The sequence below is a fragment of the Paenibacillus glycanilyticus NBRC 16618 genome, from assembly GCF_004000805.1.
Lineage (GTDB): Bacteria > Bacillota > Bacilli > Paenibacillales > Paenibacillaceae > Pristimantibacillus > Pristimantibacillus glycanilyticus.
In genome coordinates this window covers 18,926-39,693 of record NZ_BILY01000042.1, presented here as the reverse complement: position 1 = coordinate 39,693, position 20,768 = coordinate 18,926, and the positions used below count along the sequence as shown (strand labels likewise).

Below are 20,768 nucleotides of genomic sequence, written 5' to 3'. Positions count from 1 at the left end.
CACTATTAAGGACTGACGGCTTGTCCCCCGTTACAGGGACCGCGAATTTACGCAATTCGCGCCAAGGTGCCGCATCCGGTTGTTTTTCAGCTGTTTGCGGAATTAGGGTGGTATCGCGAGCGCAGCCTCGTCCCTTTTACAGGGACGGGGCTTTATTATTTTCAGGAGGTAATGACAATGCAACGTGTAGACGTCAAAGAAAAAGCAAGAGCCCGCGAATTGCGCGTACTGAAGCAATGGGCAGAGAACGATACGTTCAAACAATCCATCGAGAACCGTGCCGGCAAGCCGAACTATGTATTTTACGAAGGTCCTCCGACCGCGAACGGCGCGCCGCATATCGGTCACGTATTGGGCCGCGTAATCAAGGACTTTATCGGCCGTTACAAAACCATGTCCGGTTACCGCGTAGTCCGCAAAGCAGGCTGGGATACGCATGGTCTTCCGGTGGAGCTTGGCGTAGAGAAGCAGCTTGGCATCTCCGGTAAACAAGAGATCGAGAAGTACGGAGTTGAAGAATTCATCAAGAAATGCAAAGACAGCGTATTTGTCTACGAGAAGCAATGGCGCGAGCTGACGGAAGCTATCGCGTATTGGACGGATCTGGATAATCCGTATATCACGCTTAAGAACGAGTACATCGAAAGCGTGTGGCATATCCTCTCGACGATCCACAGCAAAGGGCTGCTCTATCGCGGTCACCGCGTAAGCCCGTATTGCCCAAGCTGCCAGACTACGCTCAGCTCGCATGAGGTTTCGCAAGGCTACGAAGACGTGAAGGATCTATCCGCAACGGTTAAATTCAAGCTCGCGAGCGGCGAATCCATTCTCGCGTGGACGACAACGCCTTGGACGCTGCCGGCTAACGTGGCATTGGCGGTAAATCCGGAGCTGGATTACATCCGCGCTTCCAAGGACGGAGAAGTGTACATCGTTGCTCAGAACCTGGCGGAGAGCGTGCTTAAAGAAGGTTACGAGACGCTTTCGACGCTGAAGGGCTCCGAGCTGGTAGGCCTTTCCTATGAGCCTCCGTTCCGCTATGTGCCTATCGAGCATGGTCACGTTGTAATCCCGGGCGATTTCGTCAGCGACACAAGCGGTACGGGTATCGTTCATATCGCGCCTGCGCACGGTGAGGATGACTATAAAGTTTCCCGCCAGAACGGTATCAGCATGCTGAGCGTTGTGAATAACGCGGGCCGTTATATTGACGAAGTAACCGATCTTGCCGGCCGTTTCGTAAAAGACTGCGATGTCGACATTGTCAAAATGCTCAGCGAACGCGGCTTGCTCTTCTCCAAAGAGCGTTACGAGCATAGCTATCCGTTCTGCTGGCGTTGCAAATCGCCGCTTCTGTACTACGCGACGGAAAGCTGGTTCATCGAAACAACAAAAGTGAAAGATCAGCTGATCGCGAACAACAGTACGGTAGACTGGTATCCTGGCCATATCCGCGAAGGCCGCTTCGGCAAGTTCCTGGAGGATCTGGTGGACTGGAATATCAGCCGTAACCGTTACTGGGGAACACCGCTTAACGTTTGGGTTTGCGAAGCAACGGGCAAAGAATATGCGCCTAGCAGCATTGCCGACCTCCGCGAGCGCGCCGTAGATTTCGTGCCGGAGGATATCGAGCTTCACAAGCCTTACGTGGACGAAATCAAGCTGAAGTCGCCATTCCAGGAAGGTGCAGTCATGACCCGTACATCGGAAGTTATCGACGTATGGTTCGACAGCGGCTCGATGCCATTCGCGCAACAGCATCATCCTTTCGAGAATGCGGAAGAGTTCGCGGAGCAATATCCGGCGGACATGATCTGCGAAGGCATCGACCAGACGCGCGGCTGGTTCTTCAGCTTGCTGGCGGTATCGACGCTGTACAACGGCAAAGCTCCGTACAAGGCCGTAATCTCGACAGGCCATATCCTGGATGAGAACGGGCAAAAGATGTCCAAATCCAAAGGCAACGTTATCGACCCTTGGGAAATCATCAACGAGTACGGCACGGATGCCTTCCGTTGGGCGCTTCTTGCGGACAGCGCGCCATGGAACAGCAAACGTTTCTCGCGCGGCATCGTAGGCGAAGCGAAATCGAAAGTAATCGATACGATCGTGAATACTCACGCCTTCTATGCGCTGTATGCCTCCATCGACGGCTTTAATCCGGCTGAACACGAAGAACGGCCATCCGTAAGCAAGCTTGACCGTTGGATCGTATCCCGCTTGAACAGCTTGATCAAGACAGTAGTGAAAGGGCTTGAAGTGAACGACTTCCTGAACCCTGCAAAAGCAATCGAAGTCTTTGTCGACGAGCTGAGCAACTGGTACATCCGCCGTTCGCGCGACCGTTTCTGGGGCAGCGGTCTGACGGAGGACAAGGTAGCGGCTTACCAAACGCTGCGTCATGTCCTGCTCACGCTTTCCCGCGTTATTGCTCCATACGCTCCGCTGCTCGCGGAAGACGTATACGGCAATCTGGGCGGCGAATCCAGTGTTCACCTGGCAGACTACCCGGTTGCGGACGAATCGGCGATTGACGAGACGCTGGAGCGCGATATGGACAGCGCGAAGCAAATCGTGGAGCTTGCCCGCAACGTGCGCAACGAGACCGGCATCAAAACGCGTCAGCCATTGTCCGAGCTGATCGTATCGCTTGACCGCGATTTTGCGGTTACGGAATACGAGGATATCATCAAGGACGAGATCAACGTGAAATCTATCGTGGTTCAAAACAGCGACAGCGGTTTTGTCGATTTCACACTCAAGCTCAACCTCAAAGTTGCGGGCAAAAAATACGGCAAGCATGTTGGGCCAATCCAGGGTTACTTGAAAGGTCTGGCACCTGAGGCGACACGCGAAGCCGTTACTTCCGGAAGCCTGGTATTCACTTCGGCGGAAGGCGAAGCGATTACGGTAACCACCGAAGAGCTGCTCGTAGAGAAACAAGCGAAATCCGGATTTGCGTCGGCTTCCGCAAACGGCCTAACCGTTGCCCTTAACACGGATATTACGCCAGAGCTGGAGCAGGAAGGCTGGGTTCGCGAAGTGATCCGTGCCGTTCAGGATACGCGCAAAAAGCTGGATCTGCCGATCGAGAAGCGCATCGATCTTGTTCTCGACGTGGATGCCGGGCTGCAAGCCGCACTGGAGACGTTCAGCAACGTGCTTAATGAGAATGTCCTGCTGAACAGCGTTTCTTACGAAAAAGCAGACGGTATGGAACGCGTGCAGCTCGGAGAGAAAGAAATCGGTATTCTTGTCCGCGTTTAGGCATATAGACGCCAGGGATCGGGATATAGTATAAGGAGCATGGCCACAAAAAAACGAGAGCCTTCATGGCAAGGCCTCGTTTTTTTCTTCCCGGAAGCGGATGTATGAATGCAAAGGGGGACGCTGCATGGTCCGAGTAAAGCTGGATAACGACCTGGAGAAAGACCGCAAAGATAAGAATGACGATGGAACGATGGAACATACATTAAGCAGACTGGACATGCGATTAAGCAAAATCGCTACCGACATGGAACGGACTCAAATCGCGGATTACGTGGATTTGCTCAATCATCCGCTTCGGCTCATGTGGCGCAATTTGCTTGGCGGCCTCTCAAGGGGCGTCGGAATCGCGATTGGATTTACGTTTTTTGCAGCTACCATTCTGTATGTGCTGCGGATTATCGGCGCGCTTAATCTGCCGATCATCGGCGATTACATAGCAGATATCGTACGCGTTGTGCAAATCCAGCTGGAAGGCAAAATTTATTGAAAAAAGGCGGAAGGTGCGATGCACCTTCCGCCTTTTTGTTATTCCAGCTCCAGCTCATGATCGCCTTCTTCATGATCCATGTACTGCTTGTAATGCCGGTTGCGGATAACGGAAACATGGTTGCCGGTAATATCCGTCGCAACAAAGCTTTCGTAGGATTCAACAAACCCGTCGTTTTCGTCCGCTTCAATGCCGATATGGTCATAGTCGTCAACATTGTTGTTCTCCGAGAACGCGGGAGATTCCGAAGTTCCCCATTGCTCAACGATCTGCCAGGCATCTTCTCCGTCAAAGCCGTTATAATCATCGTCATCGCGGCTGGATCTGCCGAAAGGAGGGGAGAGGAAATCCTCTTCCGCAGGCTGTCGGTGGGAAGTCTCCTGACGAGGCGCATGTTCCACGCAGTACAGGGAATCGGGAAGAGCTTCCAGGCGCTCGTCGGGAATCGGCTTGCCGCAGGCTCGGCATTGACCGTAAGTCCCGTTATCCATAGCCTCAAGCGCTTGGGAAATGCGAGTCAAGTGGAGATCCTCGTTTTCGAGCAAAGCCAGATCCTTGGAGCGTTCGAAAAGCTCGGTCCCAAGATCCGCCGGATGATTATCTATTGGGGAGAGCTCGCCGGTATTATCGCGCAGCGAAGAGGCAAGTCCGTTATGTTCGTTGTGGGATTGACGTTCCTCGATTTCCCGTTTCTCCGCTTCAAGCCGGCTTCGAAGCTGTGCAAGCTGTGTTGCATTCGGCATCGGTTGCACCTTCCTTAGATGAAATAGGTAAGACGTTACATATCTAAGCTATAGTCTTCGCAAACCGGCTTTTTTTATAAAGGACTTCTTTGGAAAGGGGACTACTGGCTCAGATGCGGGCCATTATGCTACAATACAGTAGTTTGGTACAAACTAGGAGGGATACGATGCGTTTATATTATTACTGGATCGCGTTGGCAGCATTTTTGCTGGACTTGATCACCAAAAAAATCATTGCGGCTCAGCTTGAAATCGGTGAGCAAATTAGCGTGATCGGCAATTTCTTTCTTATTACCTCGTATCGGAACCGCGGCGCGGCATTCAGCATTTTGCAGGAACAGCGGGTGTTTTTCATCATCATCACTGTTCTTATTGTCAGTGCAATTATCTGGTATATCCAGGCCTCCAGAAAATCAGGCAAAGTATGGCTTTTGACCGGGCTTGGCCTTGTGCTGGGCGGGGCGATCGGCAACTTCCTTGACCGTGCGATCGCAGGAGAAGTGGTTGATTTCCTGATGTTTAATTTCGGCAGCTATACGTTCCCGATCTTTAACATAGCGGATTCCGCTATTTGCGTAGGCGTAGCATGCATTCTAATTGATACCTTGCTGAATTCGAAGGAAGATTCGAAACGAATCGGCAACAGAGAGGATAAGGACCAAAACGAGCATGAGCAGCAACCTGTTTAATGAAAACGAAGAATTGTTGGAATTTGAAGCAGCCCCGGAGCAGGCAGGAGAGCGAATCGATAAATTCGTAACGGACAGCCTTAACGAGGATTCCATCTCCCGCACGCAGGTGCAGGAATGGATCAAATCCGGTGCCGTACTTGTCAATCAGAATACCGTAAAACCGAACTACAAGCTGTCTTCTGGCGATCAAGTGGCCATTCGCGTGCCGGAGCCGGAAGATGCGGCCATTGCAGCCGAGGACATTCCTCTTGATATCGTATACGAGGATGCCGACGTTATCGTCATCAACAAACCAAGAGGCATGGTCGTCCATCCGGCACCGGGACATTCCTCCGGAACGGTCGTAAACGCCTTGATGTTTCATTGCAAGGATCTGTCGGGCATTAACGGCGTGCTTCGCCCCGGCATCGTGCACCGTATCGATAAAGACACATCCGGACTTTTGATGGCGGCCAAAAACGATCTGGCACACGTTTCCCTGGCTGAGCAGCTCAAGGATCACTCGGTATCGCGCAAATACATTGCGCTTGTTCACGGCAATCTGCCGCATGACCAAGGCACGATTGATGCCCCGATTGGCCGAGATCAGAATGACCGGAAGCTGTTTACGGTCACGGACCGCAACAGCAAGCATGCCGTTACCCATTTTGCCGTGCTCGAGCGTATTGCAGATGACTACACGATCGTAGAGCTGCAGCTGGAGACAGGCCGTACGCATCAGATTCGCGTTCATATGAAATATATCGGTTATCCGCTTGCGGGAGATCCGATGTACGGCCGCAACAAGACGGTCGCGCTCAAAGGACAAGCGCTGCATGCGGCGGTTCTCGGCTTCAAGCATCCCCGGACCGGAGAGTTTCTGGAGTTCGAAGCACCGATTCCAGCCGACATGGAGCATGTGATTAATTCTCTGCGACTTCGTTAAAATGCCTAGATAAACGTTCAAAGGCATATGCGGAAAAATGCAAACTTTTCAGCAAATCATTCATTATTCGAACGCGGAAAGTAAGCTATTCTAAGAAACGACGCTTTACAACAATTAGCCATCAAAAACGTGGACTCTGTTCAAAGTCATGTGCTACAATGTTCGGGAAAAAGTGGCTTGTCTTAATGAACAGTTGCTGGTGATGAAGGAGAGACGAAAAGCTATGCAAAACATGGACCAAACAATGGAAGTTATCAATTACATCAAGAACGGCAAGAAAGTTACGCCGGTGAAGGTTTACTTCAAAGGCAAAATCGCTTCGGCTAACGCTGAAGTTAAAGTATTCGATTTCGGCGACGGCGGCGTGCTGTTCGGCGATTGGGCGGAAGTTCAAGCCTTGCTGGAAAACGAGAAAGCAAACATCGAATATTACGAAGTGGAGAATGATCGCCGCAACTCCGCAATTCCTATGCTCGACCTGAAAGGCATTAACGCCCGCATCGAGCCAGGCGCCGTTATTCGCGACAAAGTCGAAATCGGCAACAACGCGGTTATCATGATGGGCGCTACGATTAACATCGGCTGCTCGATCGGCGAAGGCACAATGATCGACATGAACGCAACGCTTGGCGGACGCGTCCAAGTCGGCAAAATGTGTCACGTTGGCGCAGGCGCTGTACTGGCTGGCGTTATCGAGCCGCCATCCGCTCTGCCGGTTGTTATCGAAGACGACGTTGTTATCGGCGCTAACGCGGTTGTTCTGGAAGGCGTTCGCGTTGGCAAAGGCGCTGTTATCGCAGCAGGTGCCATTGTTATCGAGGATGTGCCTGAAAATGCGGTTGTTGCGGGCGTCCCTGCTCGCATTATCAAGATGGTTGACGAAAAAACGAAGTCCAAGACGATTATCGTTGAAGGCCTTCGCGATTTGAAATAATAAGATTTTGCAGCGCGCGCCATCTATGTGGCGCGTGTTTCCTTGTTTGGCGAGGCTGACGGAAATTGGCGTTGGCCCTTGCATGTTGAAGAAAGGAGTTGATCGAATGAGCAAGTTCGTGGAGTTAAGGCGACAGTTTCACCAGATCCCCGAGCCGGGGTTTCAAGAGTTTAAGACGCAAGCCATGCTGCTCGAGTATATTAACGGATTGCCGCAAGATCGGCTGGAGATCCGGACCTGGCGTACCGGCGTCTTGGTTCGGGTGAAAGGACTGGTGGGCGAGCATTGCTTAGGTTATCGGGCGGATATGGACGGGCTGCCTATCGAGGAAGATACGGGTTATGAGTTCCGTTCGACGCATAACGGTTATATGCATGCATGCGGACACGATCTGCATATGGCGATTGGGCTAGGGGTATTGACGGCAATCGTGGAGCAGCCGATCAATGACGATGTTCTATTCGTGTTCCAGCCGGCCGAAGAGGGACCGGGCGGGGCTTTGCCGATGCTGCAGAGCGAAGAATTCAAAGAGTGGAAGCCTGACTTTATGATGGCGCTGCACATTGCGCCGGAATATCCGGTAGGCACGATCGCAACCCGTCCGGGCATTTTATTCGCCAACACGTCGGAGCTGTTTATCGATATCATTGGCAAAGGCGGCCACGCGGCGTATCCGCACCGCGCCAACGATATGATCGTTGCCGGAGCAAGCCTTATCATGCAGCTGCAGTCGATTGTCTCCCGCAACGTGGATCCTCTCGACTCTGTCGTTGTGACGTTGGGCAAGATCGAAGGAGGCACGAAGCAGAATATCATCGCCGAACGGGTACGCCTCGAGGGTACGATCAGAACCTTGAGCGCAAAATCCATGAGTGATGTAAAAGCTCGCATCGAGTCGCTGCTGGACGGGCTTAAAGTCAGCTTTGGATGCCAGACCGAGCTCGATTACGGCTCGAATTATTATCAGGTATACAATAATGAACAAGAAGCCGAGCGTTTTATGGATTGGGTTCGTGCTTTTGAAGGCGTACAGGTCATTGAATGCACGGAAGCAATGACCGGAGAGGACTTCGGATATTTCCTTCAAGATATTCCGGGTCTGATGTTCTGGCTTGGCGTGGATACGCCGTTTGGCCTGCATCATGCCAAGCTGGAGCCGCAGGAGGACGCGATCGGGGTTGCGATCGAGGTGGTCTCGAATTATTTGCGGCATCGCTCGTCATAAATAAAAAAAGCTGCTTTGCGTGTGACGCAAAGCAGCTTTTTTCGTGTAGCGAACAGCTTAAAGACCTTCTACAAAGGAATGAATGCGGTCCATGGCCTCTCGTAGTACTTCCATGGAGCAAGCGTACGAAATCCGGATGTAATTGTCGCCGTAAGGAGCAAACGCGGCACCAGGCACAACCGCAACGCGTTTCTCTTCAAGCAGACGGTGCGCGAAAGTCGTGGAGTCGAGCCCAAACTTCTCTACCGAAGGGAAGATGTAGAAAGCTCCGTTTGGCTTCACGACATCGAATCCTGCCGCTACCAGACGGTCGTAGGCAAAGTCACGGCGCCGAGCGTATTCGTCCCTCATCGGCAGCGCGTCATCGATGCCGGCGGTTAAGGCTTCAACCGCAGCGGCCTGGCTGACCGAGCTGGCGCATGTTACGTTGTATTGATGCACCTTTACGATGTGCCTTGCCAAGTAAGCCGGCGCTAACAGCAGTCCAACGCGCCATCCGGTCATGGAATGCGATTTGGACAATCCGTTTATGACGATTGTCTTTTCGCGCAAGCCCGGCAGTGCCGCTATGGAAGAATGAGTCCCGTCGAATACAAGCTCGCTGTAAATTTCATCGGACAAGACGAACAGCTCGCGATCCTGTACCAGATCCGCAATCTCTTTAAGCTCGCCTACCGATAGCGTGCAGCCTGTCGGATTCGAAGGCGACGCCAGCACGATGCAGCGCGTACGCTCCGTCAAATGCGTTTTGATCAATTCTGCCGTTAATTTGAACCCGTTGCCGGTTGTATCGACATGCACCGGCTTAGCGCCGCACATGCGGATAATCGGCTCGTAGCCCGGATAGATTGGACCCGGCAGGAGTACTTCGGTTCCTTCCTCCAGTATCGTCCGGAATGCGACGTCAATGGCTTCGCTCGCGCCGACCGTTACGATAACCTCTTCGGAAGGATCGTAAGTCAGCCCGTATTTGTGCTGCATAAAATTCGCTGCTGCTTTCCGCAATTGCAGCGTCCCCGCATTAGGGGTATATACCGTTTCCCCGTTGTCGATCGCATGCTTGGCTGCTTCGAGGATATGCTTGGGTGTCGGGAAGTCCGGCTGACCGATGGTAAGCGACAGCACCCCTTCGTATTGACTAACCTTGTTCGCCATTTTCCGGATGCCGGAAACTTCGATTCCGCGGACATCCGCTCTAATTAAATGTTCCATGCTTGCTTTCACCTGTCCCGTCTATGTACGTTATGGATGGTATTCATCTTAACATAAAGGGCTGGGCACTTCGAGAGGGGTAGGAGGATCGTCTTATCTCACGAAGCCTATCTTTTGGAGGTAAAGACATATGATGAATCATAAAATGTCCCAGTCATAAAATAAACGGTCGTGCAGAAGATAAGACGAGCATATTCCTTTATTCTTTTTATCCCTACAGTTAAATACAAACGTAGCGATTCGAATGATTCTTGAAAAGCGTAGCGTCCGCCTTTGCTCGGGAATTCCATACCACTAAACAATTGTTCACCGGAATCCCCGAGCAACAGCGGTTGAAAGAACATTCGATTGCGCAGTTTGCTGTTTAACTGCCATCACCCCTTGACATCTTTTGCAGGGCGCGGTACAATTCCTTTGATATATGGCAGTACCTTTAAATCAGCCCCGTGAGGCTGGCAAGGTAGCGTGAATAACAGATCTGCCACACTTAGAACAGGGCCTTAGCCTAACCGTATCCTGCTGGGATAGCGGAGGTTAAGTCGACCCTCTATGTGTGGCCGGTCTCAGGCTCCTTGCGTTGTTGGCAAGGAGCCTTTTTTCGTCTCCATGCCAACAGGCGCGATTGATTATCCGAGAGCGAAGGAGGAGGCGGTAACGGTGGAAGAAGAGCATCTGGTCATAATGGACGAGACAGCGATCCGAAGAGCACTCACAAGAATTGCGCACGAGATCGTGGAGAAGAACAAAGGCATTGATAACTGCGTTCTGATTGGCATCCGCACAAGAGGGATTTACCTGGCAAGAAGAATTGCGGATCGCATTCAGGATATCGAAGGCAAGCCTGTTGAAGTGAGAGAGCTCGACATCACCTCTTACCGGGATGACCGCAAAGCAGCATCCGTGGATACACGCGTGGAACTGGCTGCGGTAATCGGTGATCTGAATGGCGAACCTTTCTCGGCACATGATAAGAAAGTTATCCTGTGCGACGATGTCCTCTTCACCGGACGCACGATTCGTGCGGCAATGGATGCCCTGATGGACTGCGGAAGACCGGAAAGCATTCAGCTGGCCGTTCTGGTGGACAGAGGACACAGAGAGCTCCCGATCCGGCCTGATTACGTAGGCAAAAACGTACCGACCTCCAAACAAGAGCAAATTGACGTCTCGTTAACGGAAATCGATCTGAAGGACCAAGTCATGATCATACACCAGAGGGGGCAGGTCTGATGACGACGATGACACAACTTAAACAACGCAGTTTGCTTGGACTGAAAGATCTCAGCAAAGAAGAAATTGAATCGATTTTGGATCGTGCGGCTTACTGGGAACAGCACCCAAGCAAAGTGCACAATGTGATGCAGGGCAAATTCGCGGCGAACATGTTCTTCGAGAACAGCACAAGAACTCGCTTCTCCTTCGAGGTAGCAGAGAAACGTCTTGGAGCGGAAGTATTGAACTTCTCGGCTGCCGTATCCAGCGTGCAGAAGGGCGAATCGATCTACGACACAGTCCGCACGCTTGAATCGATGGGCATCGACGTCGGGATTATCCGGCTCAAGCCAATCGGCGTTCTTGCCGAACTGGCTACAAAAATTCAAGTGCCGCTAATTAACGCAGGCGACGGCAACAACGAGCACCCGACACAGGCGCTGCTCGACTTATATACAATGCGCAAGCATTTCGGCAATCTGAACGGTCTGACCGTATCGATCATCGGCGACGTTCTTCACAGCCGCGTAGCACGCTCCAATCTGTGGGCGCTCCGCAAGTTTGGCGCAAAAGTTCAGTTCTGCTCGCCAAGCAACATGACCGCGCCTGAGCTTGATGTGCCGTACGTAACAATGGATGAAGCGCTGAAAGCCGACGTCGTGATGATGCTTCGCGTACAACTCGAGCGTCACGAGAGCGGCATGCTGAATTCGGCGGAAGCTTACCGCGAGCAGTTCGGCCTGACGGTCGAGCGCGCAAGCCGGATCGCAGAGCACGCGATCATCATGCATCCGGCTCCAATCAACCGCGGCGTTGAGATTGACGATGAGCTGGTTGAACATCCGCAATCGCGCATTTTCCCCCAAATGGCGAACGGCGTACCGATTCGGATGGCGGTTGTAGAACGGGCACTGAGCTAACACGAATAAATTCCGGAAGGTGAACAAAACAATGTCAGTATGGATTATTAACGGTAGCGTATGGGATAAAGCTTCTGGAAGCTTGCAAAAGAAACATATTCGCCTCGAAGGCGAGCAAATCGCGGAAATCGTTGACGGTTCTGCAGCGCCGGATACAGGCTCTGCGGAAGTCATCGACGCGTCAGGAAAGCTCGTATCGGCGGGCTTCATCGATATGCACGTCCACCTTCGCGACCCGGGCTTCGAATATAAAGAAGACATCGCGACAGGCACGCGATCGGCAGCGAAAGGCGGCTTCACGACAATCGCATGCATGCCGAATACACGCCCTTCGGTGGATACGCCCGAGACGGTAAAATACATTTTGGACAAAAACGCATTGGAAGGCGTTGTAAAGGTACTTCCTTACGCAGCGATTACGAAAAACCAGCTGGGCCGCGAACTGACGGATTTCGCCGCACTGAAAGAAGCGGGAGCAATCGGCTTCACGGATGACGGTGTCGGCGTACAAAGCGCGCAAATGATGAAGGATGCGATGGCGTTGGCGGAATCGATGAATATGCCAATCATCGCGCACTGCGAAGACAATACGCTGGTTGAAGGCTTGTACGTCAGCGAAGGGTCCTTCTCCCGTAAGCATGGACTGAAAGGCATCCCGAACGAATCCGAAGCCATCCATGTCGGCCGCGACGTTCTTCTCTCCGAAGCAACGGGCGCGCATTACCATGTGTGCCATGTCAGCACCGAGCAATCGGTTCGCCTGATCCGCCTTGCGAAGCAGATCGGCGTACGGGTAACGGCCGAGGTTTGCCCGCATCACCTGGTTCTGTCGGACGAAGATATCCCGGGCTTTGACTCGAACTGGAAAATGAACCCGCCGCTGCGCACCCCGCGCGACGTCGAAGCGGTTATCGAAGCGCTGGAGGACGGCACGATCGACATGATCGTTACCGACCACGCACCGCATAGCGCGGAAGAGAAAGCGCGCGGCATGCAGCTTGCGCCATTCGGCATCGTGGGCTTCGAGACAGCGTTCCCGCTGCTCTACACGAAGTTCGTGCAAACAGGCAAATGGACGCTTGGCTTCCTGCTTGACCGCATGACAGCCGACCCTGCCCGCGTGTTCGGCCTGCCTACCGGCCGCATTGAAGAGGGAGCGCCTGCCGACCTGACTATCGTCGATCTGGATAGCGAGCGTGCGGTAGATCCGTCTACCTTCGCATCGAAGAGCAATAACACGCCATTTGGCGGATGGAAGCTGCAAGGCTGGCCAGTGGCTACAATCGTTGACGGCAAGATCGTATACAACGAATCCGCTAACTAATAGAACATACGAAGACCTGATGAGGAGTGATACGGATGCAAGCAAGATTATTGTTGGAAGACGGAACGTTGTTTACCGGACAATCTTTCGGCGCGGAGACGCAAACGTTCGGAGAGGTTGTTTTTAATACAGGGATTACGGGGTACCAGGAAGTATTGTCCGATCCATCCTACTGCGGACAAATCGTATCGATGACTTATCCGCTGATTGGCAACTACGGAATTTCGCGCGACGACTTCGAGTCGATCCGCCCAAGCATTCACGGATTTGTTGTACGCCGCTATGAGCCTGTGCCAAGCAACTGGCGCGCGCAATATTCGCTCGGCGACCTGCTGAAGGAATACAACATTCCGGGCATCACAGGCATCGATACGCGCATGCTGACTCGTATTCTGCGTCAGCACGGTACAATGAAAGGCGTTCTGACAACCGGCACCGAACGCGTGGAAGAGCTTCAGGAACGTCTTGGCGGCATTCAGCTGATGACGGATCAAGTTGCGCGCACATCGACCAAATCGGTTTTCTCGAGCCCGGGCTTTGGCCCTCGCGTCGTGCTTGTCGACTTCGGCGCTAAGAGCGGTATCCTTCGCGAGCTGACACAGCGCGGCTGCGACGTTGTGGTTGTTCCTCATAACACAACGGCGGACGAGATTCGCAAATTGGCTCCGGACGGCATTCAGCTGTCCAACGGCCCTGGGGATCCGAAAGACGTTCCTTATGCGGTTCAAATGATTAAAGAGCTGCTCGGCGAGATTCCTATCTTCGGCATCTGCCTTGGTCACCAGCTGTTCGCTCTGGCTTGCGGCGCTGACACAACAAGACTGAAATTCGGCCATCGCGGCGGCAATCATCCGGTTAAAGAACTTGCCAGCGGACGCTGCTACATCACTTCGCAGAACCATGGCTACACCGTTCTTGAAGATTCGATCAACAGCACAGAGCTGTCGGTTACACATATCAACAACAATGATAAGACGATCGAAGGTTTGAAACATAACAAATACCCTGCATTCTCGGTGCAATACCATCCGGAAGCAGCACCAGGTCCATTTGATTCCAGCTATCTGTTCGATGAATTCCTGGATATGATCCGCGAACACAAAAAGAACAACCCGCAAAAACGACGTCAAGCTGTGCTGGCGGCAACATTGAAAGGAGAACTCCAATATGCCCAAAAATAATGAACTCAAAAAAATTCTCGTTATCGGCTCCGGCCCGATTGTCATCGGACAAGCGGCGGAGTTCGACTATGCAGGCACGCAAGCTTGTCAAGCGTTGAAAGAAGAAGGCTATGAAGTCGTTCTGATCAACAGCAATCCTGCAACCATCATGACGGATACAAACATGGCTGATAAAGTATACATCGAGCCCATTACACTTGATTTCGTATCGCAAATCATTCGCCAAGAGCGTCCTGACGGCCTTCTGCCAACACTTGGCGGTCAGACCGGTCTGAACATGGCCGTTGAACTGGCACGCGCTGGCGTATTGGAAGCAGAGGGCGTTAAGCTGCTTGGTACGCAGTTGACTGCAATCGAGAAAGCAGAAGACCGCGACTTGTTCCGCGACCTGATGCGTGAACTGGAACAGCCGGTACCAGATAGCGATATCGTAACCACGGTAGAAGATGCAGTAACTTTTGCAAATGAAATTGGCTATCCGATTATTGTTCGTCCTGCTTATACACTTGGTGGCACAGGCGGCGGTATTTGTGCAAACGAAGAAGAGCTTCGCGAGACCGTTGCTTCGGGTATTCGTTACAGCCCGATCAGCCAATGCTTGATCGAGAAATCGATCGCAGGCATGAAAGAAGTTGAATACGAAGTTATGCGTGATGCGAACGATAACTGTATCGTTGTCTGCAACATGGAAAACTTCGACCCAGTAGGCGTTCATACTGGCGACAGTATCGTAGTGGCACCTTCGCAAACGTTGTCCGACCGCGAGTATCAAATGCTTCGTTCGGCATCGCTCAAGATCATTCGTGCTCTGAACATCGAAGGCGGCTGTAATGTTCAGTACGCTCTGGATCCGCAAAGCTTCCAATACTACGTTATCGAAGTTAACCCTCGTGTAAGCCGCTCGTCGGCGCTGGCATCGAAAGCAACGGGTTACCCTATTGCCAAGATGGCCGCGAAGATCGCAGTCGGCTATACGCTGGACGAACTGGTAAACCCGGTAACAGGCCAAACATACGCCATGTTTGAACCTACCCTTGACTATATCGTATCGAAAATTCCACGCTGGCCTTTCGACAAGTTCGTTAACGCGAACCGTAAGCTTGGCACGCAAATGAAAGCTACTGGCGAAGTTATGGCTATCGGCCGTACTTTCGAAGAATCGATGCATAAAGCGGTTCGTTCCCTTGAGATCGGCACGCATCGTATTCACTTGAAAGAAGCAGTAACTTTGGATGACGCTGTTCTGCAAACACGTCTGGCTAAACCGGATGACGAGCGTATGTTCCTGGTAGCGGAAGCATTCCGCCGCGGTTACAAGCTGCAAGATATCCAAGATCTTACGAATATCGACTGGTGGTTCCTGGACAAAATCCAAGGTATCGTTGAGTTCGAAGATCAAATCCGCAGAGAAGTTGCTCTGTCGCGTGAGACGCTGTATGAAGCGAAACGCAAAGGCTTCTCCGACCGTTCGATCGCTGAGATCCGTAAGGAAGGTTTCCCGAACGGCAGCCATACGAACGAGCATGATATTCGCGCGTTCCGCAAAGAGCTTGGCTTCACGCCAGTCTACAAAATGGTAGATACTTGCGCGGCTGAGTTTGAAGCTTCGACGCCTTACTACTACTCGACATATGAGACAGAAAACGAAGTAACTGAATCAACTAAGGAGAAAGTACTCGTACTTGGCTCCGGTCCAATCCGTATCGGTCAAGGTATCGAGTTCGACTATTCGACTGTACATGCCGTATGGGCGATTCAAAACGCTGGTTACGAAGCGGTTATCATCAACAATAACCCGGAGACGGTATCGACGGACTTCAGTACTTCGGACCGCCTGTACTTCGAGCCATTGTTCTTCGAAGACGTAATGAACGTTATCGAGCAAGAGAAGCCAATCGGCGTAATCGTACAGTTCGGCGGCCAAACGGCAATCAACCTGGCTGCTCCGCTTACGAAAGCCGGCGTGCGCATTCTGGGTTCGAGCCTTGAGAGCATCGACACGGCGGAAGACCGCAAGAAATTCGAAAAGCTGCTCCGCGACCTGAGCATTGCCCAGCCTGAAGGCAGCACGGTTACTTCGGTTGACCAAGCGGTAGAAACCGCGCAAAAACTCGGATATCCGGTTCTCGTTCGTCCGTCCTACGTACTTGGCGGCCGCGCGATGGAGATCGTTTACTCGGACGAAGAGCTTCTGAGCTACATGGAAGTAGCGGTAAAAATCAATCCGGAGCATCCGGTTCTGATCGACCGTTACATGCTGGGCAAAGAAGCAGAGGTTGACGCGATCTGCGATGGCGAGACTGTTCTTATCCCTGGTATCATGGAGCATATTGAGCGCGCAGGCGTTCACTCCGGCGACTCGATCGCGGTATATCCTCCGCAATCGCTGTCGGACGATATCAAGAACCAAATCGTGGATATCACGGTCAAAATCGCGAAAGCACTAAAAGTGGTTGGCCTTGTAAATATCCAATTCGTTATCCATAACGAAAAAGTATACGTGATCGAAGTTAACCCGCGTTCGTCCCGTACGGTACCGTTCCTGAGCAAAGTAACGGATCTGCCGATGGCGAACCTGGCAACGAAAGCAATCCTGGGCACTAAACTTGCCGATCTCGGTTATGTAGACGGCCTGTGGCGCGAAGACAACTACGTATCGGTAAAAGTACCGGTATTCTCCTTCGCGAAGCTGCGCCGCGTTGACCCTACCCTGACTCCGGAGATGAAATCGACGGGTGAAGTTATGGGCCGCGACGAGAACTATGCGAAAGCTCTGTACAAAGGCTTGATTGGTGCAGGCATGAAAATTCCAATGTCCGGCGCCATCGTTGCAACGGTAGCGGATAAAGATAAAGAAGAAGCGACTGAACTGCTTCGCGGCTTCTACGATCTGGGTTACAAAATTATTGCAACCGGCGGAACGGCTGATACGCTCGAAGCTGCAGGCATGCGCGTAAGAAGAGTGAACAAGCTGAGCGAAGGCGCTCCAAACATTCTTGACCTGATTCGCGAAGGCGAAGCGCAATTCGTAGTCAATACCTTGACGAAGGGCAAAACGCCTGAGCGTGACGGCTTCCGTATCCGCCGCGAAGCGGTAGAGAACGGCGTTGTATGTATGACATCGCTTGATACCGTACGCGCATTGCTGCGTATGCTCGAGTCGATCAACTTCTCCTCGCGCCCAATGCCGGTGCTGCAGAAGTAATTGAATACAGGAAAGCACGGCCAGCGCCGGTTGCTTTCGGCGGCGGAAGCTTCTTACACAGGCTTCTGTCCCGAGGCCGGCGGATGGCCGTTTATTTCGGCCTCAGAAGCGAAAGGAGACTTTGATTGCGATGAGTTTAACAAGAGAACAAGCGGCAGGCAAAGTCATGGTTGCCCTTGATTATGCGGATGCGGCTTCAGCCGAGCGTTTGCTTGGCGAGCTGGAAGGCATCCCGTGTTATATGAAGGTTGGCATGCAGCTCTTTTACGCGGCGGGTCCGTCGTTCGTAGAAGCATTGAAGAAACGCGGTTATCGCGTTTTTCTGGACGTGAAGATGCATGACATTCCGAATACGGTAAAAGGCGGCTCGAACAGCGTAACAAAGCTTGGAGTCGACATGTTTAACGTGCACGCTGCCGGCGGCGCGGCGATGATGGAGGCGGCTGTGGAAGGCGCGGAAGCCGCACTCGCTAGCGGACAAGCAAGACCGGCTATTATCGCGGTAACGCAGCTGACCAGCACTAACGTACAAGTATTAAACGAAGAGATCGGAATCGCTGGCTCGGTGGAACAGGCCGTGGTCCGTTATGCGGAGCTGGCAAAACGCGCAGGCCTGAACGGCGTAGTGGCTTCACCTCTTGAAGTGGAAGTCATAAAAGCTGCTTGCGGCACGGCATTCCAGACCGTAACGCCTGGCATCCGTCCGACTTGGGCGGCAACAAACGACCAATCCCGCATTATGACGCCTCGCAAAGCCTTGCGGCAAGGAACGGACTATATGGTAATCGGACGTCCGATTACGGCAGCGGCTAGCCCGCGTGAAGCATTGGAATCTATTATCGAGGAGCTGATCTAAGCCATGACGAATGTAACTTTAACGGAATTGCCGCGCGCAATCGCAACAAAACTGCTGGAGATCGAAGCGGTGGCGCTTCGCCCGAATGATCCCTTTACTTGGACTTCCGGTTTGAAATCGCCAATCTACTGCGATAACCGTCTGACTATGACTTATCCCGAGATTCGCGATATGATCGCGGAAGGTTTCGCTACCGTAATCCGCGAACGTTATCCGGATGCCGAAGTAATCGCCGGAACTTCCACTGCCGGTATCCCGCATGCGGCTTGGGTGGCTCAAAAGCTGAACCTTCCTATGGCTTACATCCGCGATAAAGCAAAAGGCCACGGCAAGCAAAACCAAATCGAAGGCCGCATCAACCCGGGGCAAAAGGTTGTCGTGATCGAGGACCTCATCTCGACAGGCGGCAGCTCTCTGAAAGCCGGTCTTGCGGTTCGCGAGGCGGGCGCGGAAGTATTGTCCGTTCTGGCAATCTTCACTTACCAGTTCGAGAAAGCCTCGAACGCATTCGCGGCGGAAAACATGCCGCTTGAAACGTTATCCAACTACAGCGCGCTGATTGAAGCGGCTGTTGAAATCGGTAAAGTGCAAAGCGCGGATATCGCAACGCTGCAGGCATGGCGCGCGAATCCGGAAGCTTTCGGCAAATAAGAGCTGACTGGTCAAACCAAGAGCAAGTCCCGAATGGGATTTGCTCTTTTTTTGTTTTCGGAATTCGACATAAAATTATGTAAAATGTAAGCCGTCGTTATTTCGAACATTCTTTCATATGCCGATATCTTATTAGATCATTTAATTTGATATTGCTGAAATGGGGAGAATCATGCAGATGAGATTTAACTTAAGGTGGAAAATGGCTTTAATCGGGGTGTTGCCGCTTTTATTCTATGTCTTCTCGGGGATCTACTCGCTTACCGAGCTGGAAAAGGTGAACAAGACGATGGCTGATGAAGTATACGGCGTGTCCGCCCGCTCCACATCGCTGATTTTGAATGCGGACCGCGATCTGTATCAAGCCTATTCCGCCTACCAATATCTGGCCTTGGGTGAATTAAAAGAAGCGGATAAAAAGGTCTGGAACGATGTATTTTCCCAAAATCTAAAAGAAGCGGATGACCGCGTAAATGAGGCAAAGGCGATATTCGAGGCGAATAAGCTGCTTGAGCTTCAAAGCGAGGACGGCAGCACAACCATGGGACAGCTGATTCAGGACTTTGAAGCCGACTTCAGCGCATGGGCGTCTTTTGTCAGCGGCGAGCTTCAATCCGGTACCGCAGCAGCCAAGGATGCGGAGATTCATGAGCAATACGAGAAGGCACGGACAGGCCTGGACGAAATATTTAACCTGCTGGACAGCTACGCCAAGCAGCAAATCACGGACAGCAATAAGCAGCTGGCATCTACGAAAACGGGCAATTACGTCGGCATGGCGATTGCTACCCTTTTGCTGGCAGCCCTTATATACTTCTTAATCCGAAGCGTGATGAAGACGGTATCCGCCGTGAAGACAAGAACAAAGCTGGTAGCGGAAGGCGATTTGACCTCGGAACGAAACGTCAAATACAGCAAGGACGAGCTTGGCGACAGCTTGCGCTCCGTGGACGAGATGATAGGCGTGCTGAAACGGCTTCTCTCTTCTATATCGACTAATGCCAAGCATGTAGCCGCATCCACGAACCAGCTGAACATCGTGTCGCAGGAATCCTCGACTGCCTCGCAGCATGTTGCGGCTAATATTCAAGAGGTGACGAGCGGGACGGAGGTACAGGCGCGCAGCGCGGAAGAAACGGCGAAGGCGATCGACGAGATGGCTATCGGCATTCAGCGTTTAGCTGAAAATACGTCCGCTTCGGCGGAGCAGTCGGCAGCAACGGCGGTTGAAGCAGGTCAAGGGCAGGAAGCGCTTGGGCGTCTGGTTGTACAGATGGGCCAGATCAAGGAGGTTATCGGGCAGCTCGCGGGTATGATCGAGACATTGGAGCAACGGTCCCAGCAGATCGGGTCGATTGCGGAGAACATTACCGCCTTTGCGAACCAGACGAACATTTTATCGCTGAACGCCTCCATTGAAGCGGCAAGAGCAGGCGAGCAGGGACGCGGTTTTGCCGTTGTTGCGGGCGAGATTCGCAAGCTGGCGGCAAGCTCCCTGGAATCCGCCGACAGCATTCATCAGCTGGTAGCAGAGACAAGAGGCGAGATCGCGGGAGCTTCCGGTTATATGGCACGGACACTGGAGGAAGTACAGCGCGGCAACAATCGCGTGGAAGAGCTCCGTAATAGTTTAACCGTCATTGTGGCAGCCATTGATACGATGACCGGGCAGCTGCAGGAGAATTCGGCGATTACCGAACAGATGTCGGCGAGCTCCGAGGAGGTTAATGCTTCGATGGACCAAGCGGCGTCATCGGCTGCGGCTAATCTGGAGCGCACGGAGAGCGTTGCCGCGGCAACGGAAGAACAGCTTGCCCTCATGGAGAGCATTGCTTCCGCGGCAAGCCAATTGGACGGAGTTGCCCGCGAGCTTAATAGGGAAGTGAACTATTTTAAAGTGAATTAATGTAAAAAGGCAGCAAAAGGCATCG

The 20,768-nt window shown here is 52.4% G+C and carries 16 protein-coding genes and 1 other annotated feature (1 of these 17 cut by a window edge); of the genes, 14 read left to right on the top strand and 2 right to left on the bottom strand.

Features of this window, described 5'->3' with window-relative positions; genetic code table 11:
* Window positions 1-138 (top strand) — a binding site (T-box leader) (it extends 136 nt beyond the left edge of the window).
* 39 nt (window positions 139-177) lie between these two features.
* Complete coding sequence (gene ileS / locus PGL01S_RS25670) at window positions 178-3,267, top strand: isoleucine--tRNA ligase (protein ID WP_127497725.1); 3,090 nt, start codon at window positions 178-180, stop codon at window positions 3,265-3,267.
* A gap of 193 nt (window positions 3,268-3,460) precedes the next feature.
* A complete protein-coding gene (locus tag PGL01S_RS25665) occupies window positions 3,461-3,757 on the top strand; it encodes a DUF5665 domain-containing protein (protein ID WP_190276227.1) in 297 nt (98 codons plus the stop codon).
* A 38-nt stretch (window positions 3,758-3,795) separates the two neighbouring features.
* Here the strand turns inward: PGL01S_RS25665 and PGL01S_RS25660 are convergent, their stop codons facing one another.
* The gene (locus tag PGL01S_RS25660; protein ID WP_127497721.1) at window positions 3,796-4,500 is read right to left on the bottom strand and encodes a TraR/DksA C4-type zinc finger protein; all 705 of its coding nucleotides are present in this window, start codon (window positions 4,498-4,500) and stop codon (window positions 3,796-3,798) included.
* 167 nt (window positions 4,501-4,667) lie between these two features.
* Here PGL01S_RS25660 and lspA point away from each other — a divergent pair, with 167 nt between their 5' ends.
* The 4 genes from lspA to PGL01S_RS25640 all read left to right on the top strand — a co-directional run bounded on the left by lspA (window position 4,668) and on the right by PGL01S_RS25640 (window position 8,276).
* Entirely contained in the window at window positions 4,668-5,189 is a 522-nt protein-coding gene (gene lspA / locus PGL01S_RS25655; RefSeq protein WP_127497719.1) for a signal peptidase II, read from the top strand.
* Window positions 5,170-6,117: an RluA family pseudouridine synthase gene (locus PGL01S_RS25650; protein WP_127497717.1), complete on the top strand. Its 948-nt coding sequence runs from the start codon at window positions 5,170-5,172 to the stop codon at window positions 6,115-6,117. The genes lspA and PGL01S_RS25650 overlap by 20 nt, the downstream gene beginning before the upstream one ends.
* A 223-nt stretch (window positions 6,118-6,340) precedes the next feature.
* The gene (gene dapD / locus PGL01S_RS25645; RefSeq protein WP_127497715.1) at window positions 6,341-7,051 is read left to right on the top strand and encodes a 2,3,4,5-tetrahydropyridine-2,6-dicarboxylate N-acetyltransferase; all 711 of its coding nucleotides are present in this window, start codon (window positions 6,341-6,343) and stop codon (window positions 7,049-7,051) included.
* A 106-nt stretch (window positions 7,052-7,157) separates the two neighbouring features.
* On the top strand, window positions 7,158-8,276 hold the full coding sequence (locus tag PGL01S_RS25640; RefSeq protein ID WP_127497712.1) for an N-acetyldiaminopimelate deacetylase: 1,119 nt from the start codon (window positions 7,158-7,160) through the stop codon (window positions 8,274-8,276).
* Window positions 8,277-8,333: 57 nt separating this feature from the next.
* Here the strand turns inward: PGL01S_RS25640 and PGL01S_RS25635 are convergent, their stop codons facing one another.
* The gene (locus PGL01S_RS25635; RefSeq protein ID WP_127497710.1) at window positions 8,334-9,488 is read right to left on the bottom strand and encodes an aminotransferase A; all 1,155 of its coding nucleotides are present in this window, start codon (window positions 9,486-9,488) and stop codon (window positions 8,334-8,336) included.
* A gap of 606 nt (window positions 9,489-10,094) precedes the next feature.
* On the opposite strand from PGL01S_RS25635, the gene pyrR reads away from it, so the two are divergent.
* From pyrR to PGL01S_RS25595, 8 genes are all read left to right on the top strand, one after another.
* Window positions 10,095-10,718 carry a bifunctional pyr operon transcriptional regulator/uracil phosphoribosyltransferase PyrR gene (gene pyrR / locus PGL01S_RS25630; RefSeq protein WP_127497708.1) on the top strand — a complete coding sequence of 208 codons (624 nt, stop codon included), beginning with the start codon at window positions 10,095-10,097 and terminating at the stop codon, window positions 10,716-10,718.
* A complete protein-coding gene (locus PGL01S_RS25625; RefSeq protein ID WP_127497706.1) occupies window positions 10,715-11,620 on the top strand; it encodes an aspartate carbamoyltransferase catalytic subunit in 906 nt (301 codons plus the stop codon). Before pyrR ends, PGL01S_RS25625 begins: the two co-directional genes overlap by 4 nt.
* 31 nt (window positions 11,621-11,651) lie before the next feature.
* A complete protein-coding gene (gene pyrC, locus PGL01S_RS25620) occupies window positions 11,652-12,944 on the top strand; it encodes a dihydroorotase (protein WP_127497704.1) in 1,293 nt (430 codons plus the stop codon).
* A 35-nt stretch (window positions 12,945-12,979) separates the two neighbouring features.
* On the top strand, window positions 12,980-14,125 hold the full coding sequence (locus PGL01S_RS25615; protein ID WP_127497702.1) for a carbamoyl phosphate synthase small subunit: 1,146 nt from the start codon (window positions 12,980-12,982) through the stop codon (window positions 14,123-14,125).
* Window positions 14,112-17,330 carry a carbamoyl-phosphate synthase large subunit gene (gene carB, locus PGL01S_RS25610; protein ID WP_127497700.1) on the top strand — a complete coding sequence of 1,073 codons (3,219 nt, stop codon included), beginning with the start codon at window positions 14,112-14,114 and terminating at the stop codon, window positions 17,328-17,330. The genes PGL01S_RS25615 and carB overlap by 14 nt, the downstream gene beginning before the upstream one ends.
* Window positions 17,331-17,460: 130 nt before the next feature.
* Window positions 17,461-18,186 (top strand): orotidine-5'-phosphate decarboxylase, encoded by a 726-nt coding sequence (pyrF, locus tag PGL01S_RS25605; protein WP_127497698.1) that lies wholly within the window; start codon window positions 17,461-17,463, stop codon window positions 18,184-18,186.
* A 3-nt stretch (window positions 18,187-18,189) separates the two neighbouring features.
* Window positions 18,190-18,837 (top strand): orotate phosphoribosyltransferase, encoded by a 648-nt coding sequence (pyrE, locus tag PGL01S_RS25600; RefSeq protein WP_127497695.1) that lies wholly within the window; start codon window positions 18,190-18,192, stop codon window positions 18,835-18,837.
* Between the two features lie 178 nt (window positions 18,838-19,015).
* On the top strand, window positions 19,016-20,743 hold the full coding sequence (locus PGL01S_RS25595) for a methyl-accepting chemotaxis protein (RefSeq protein WP_164775594.1): 1,728 nt from the start codon (window positions 19,016-19,018) through the stop codon (window positions 20,741-20,743).
* Window positions 20,744-20,768 lie beyond the last annotated feature (25 nt).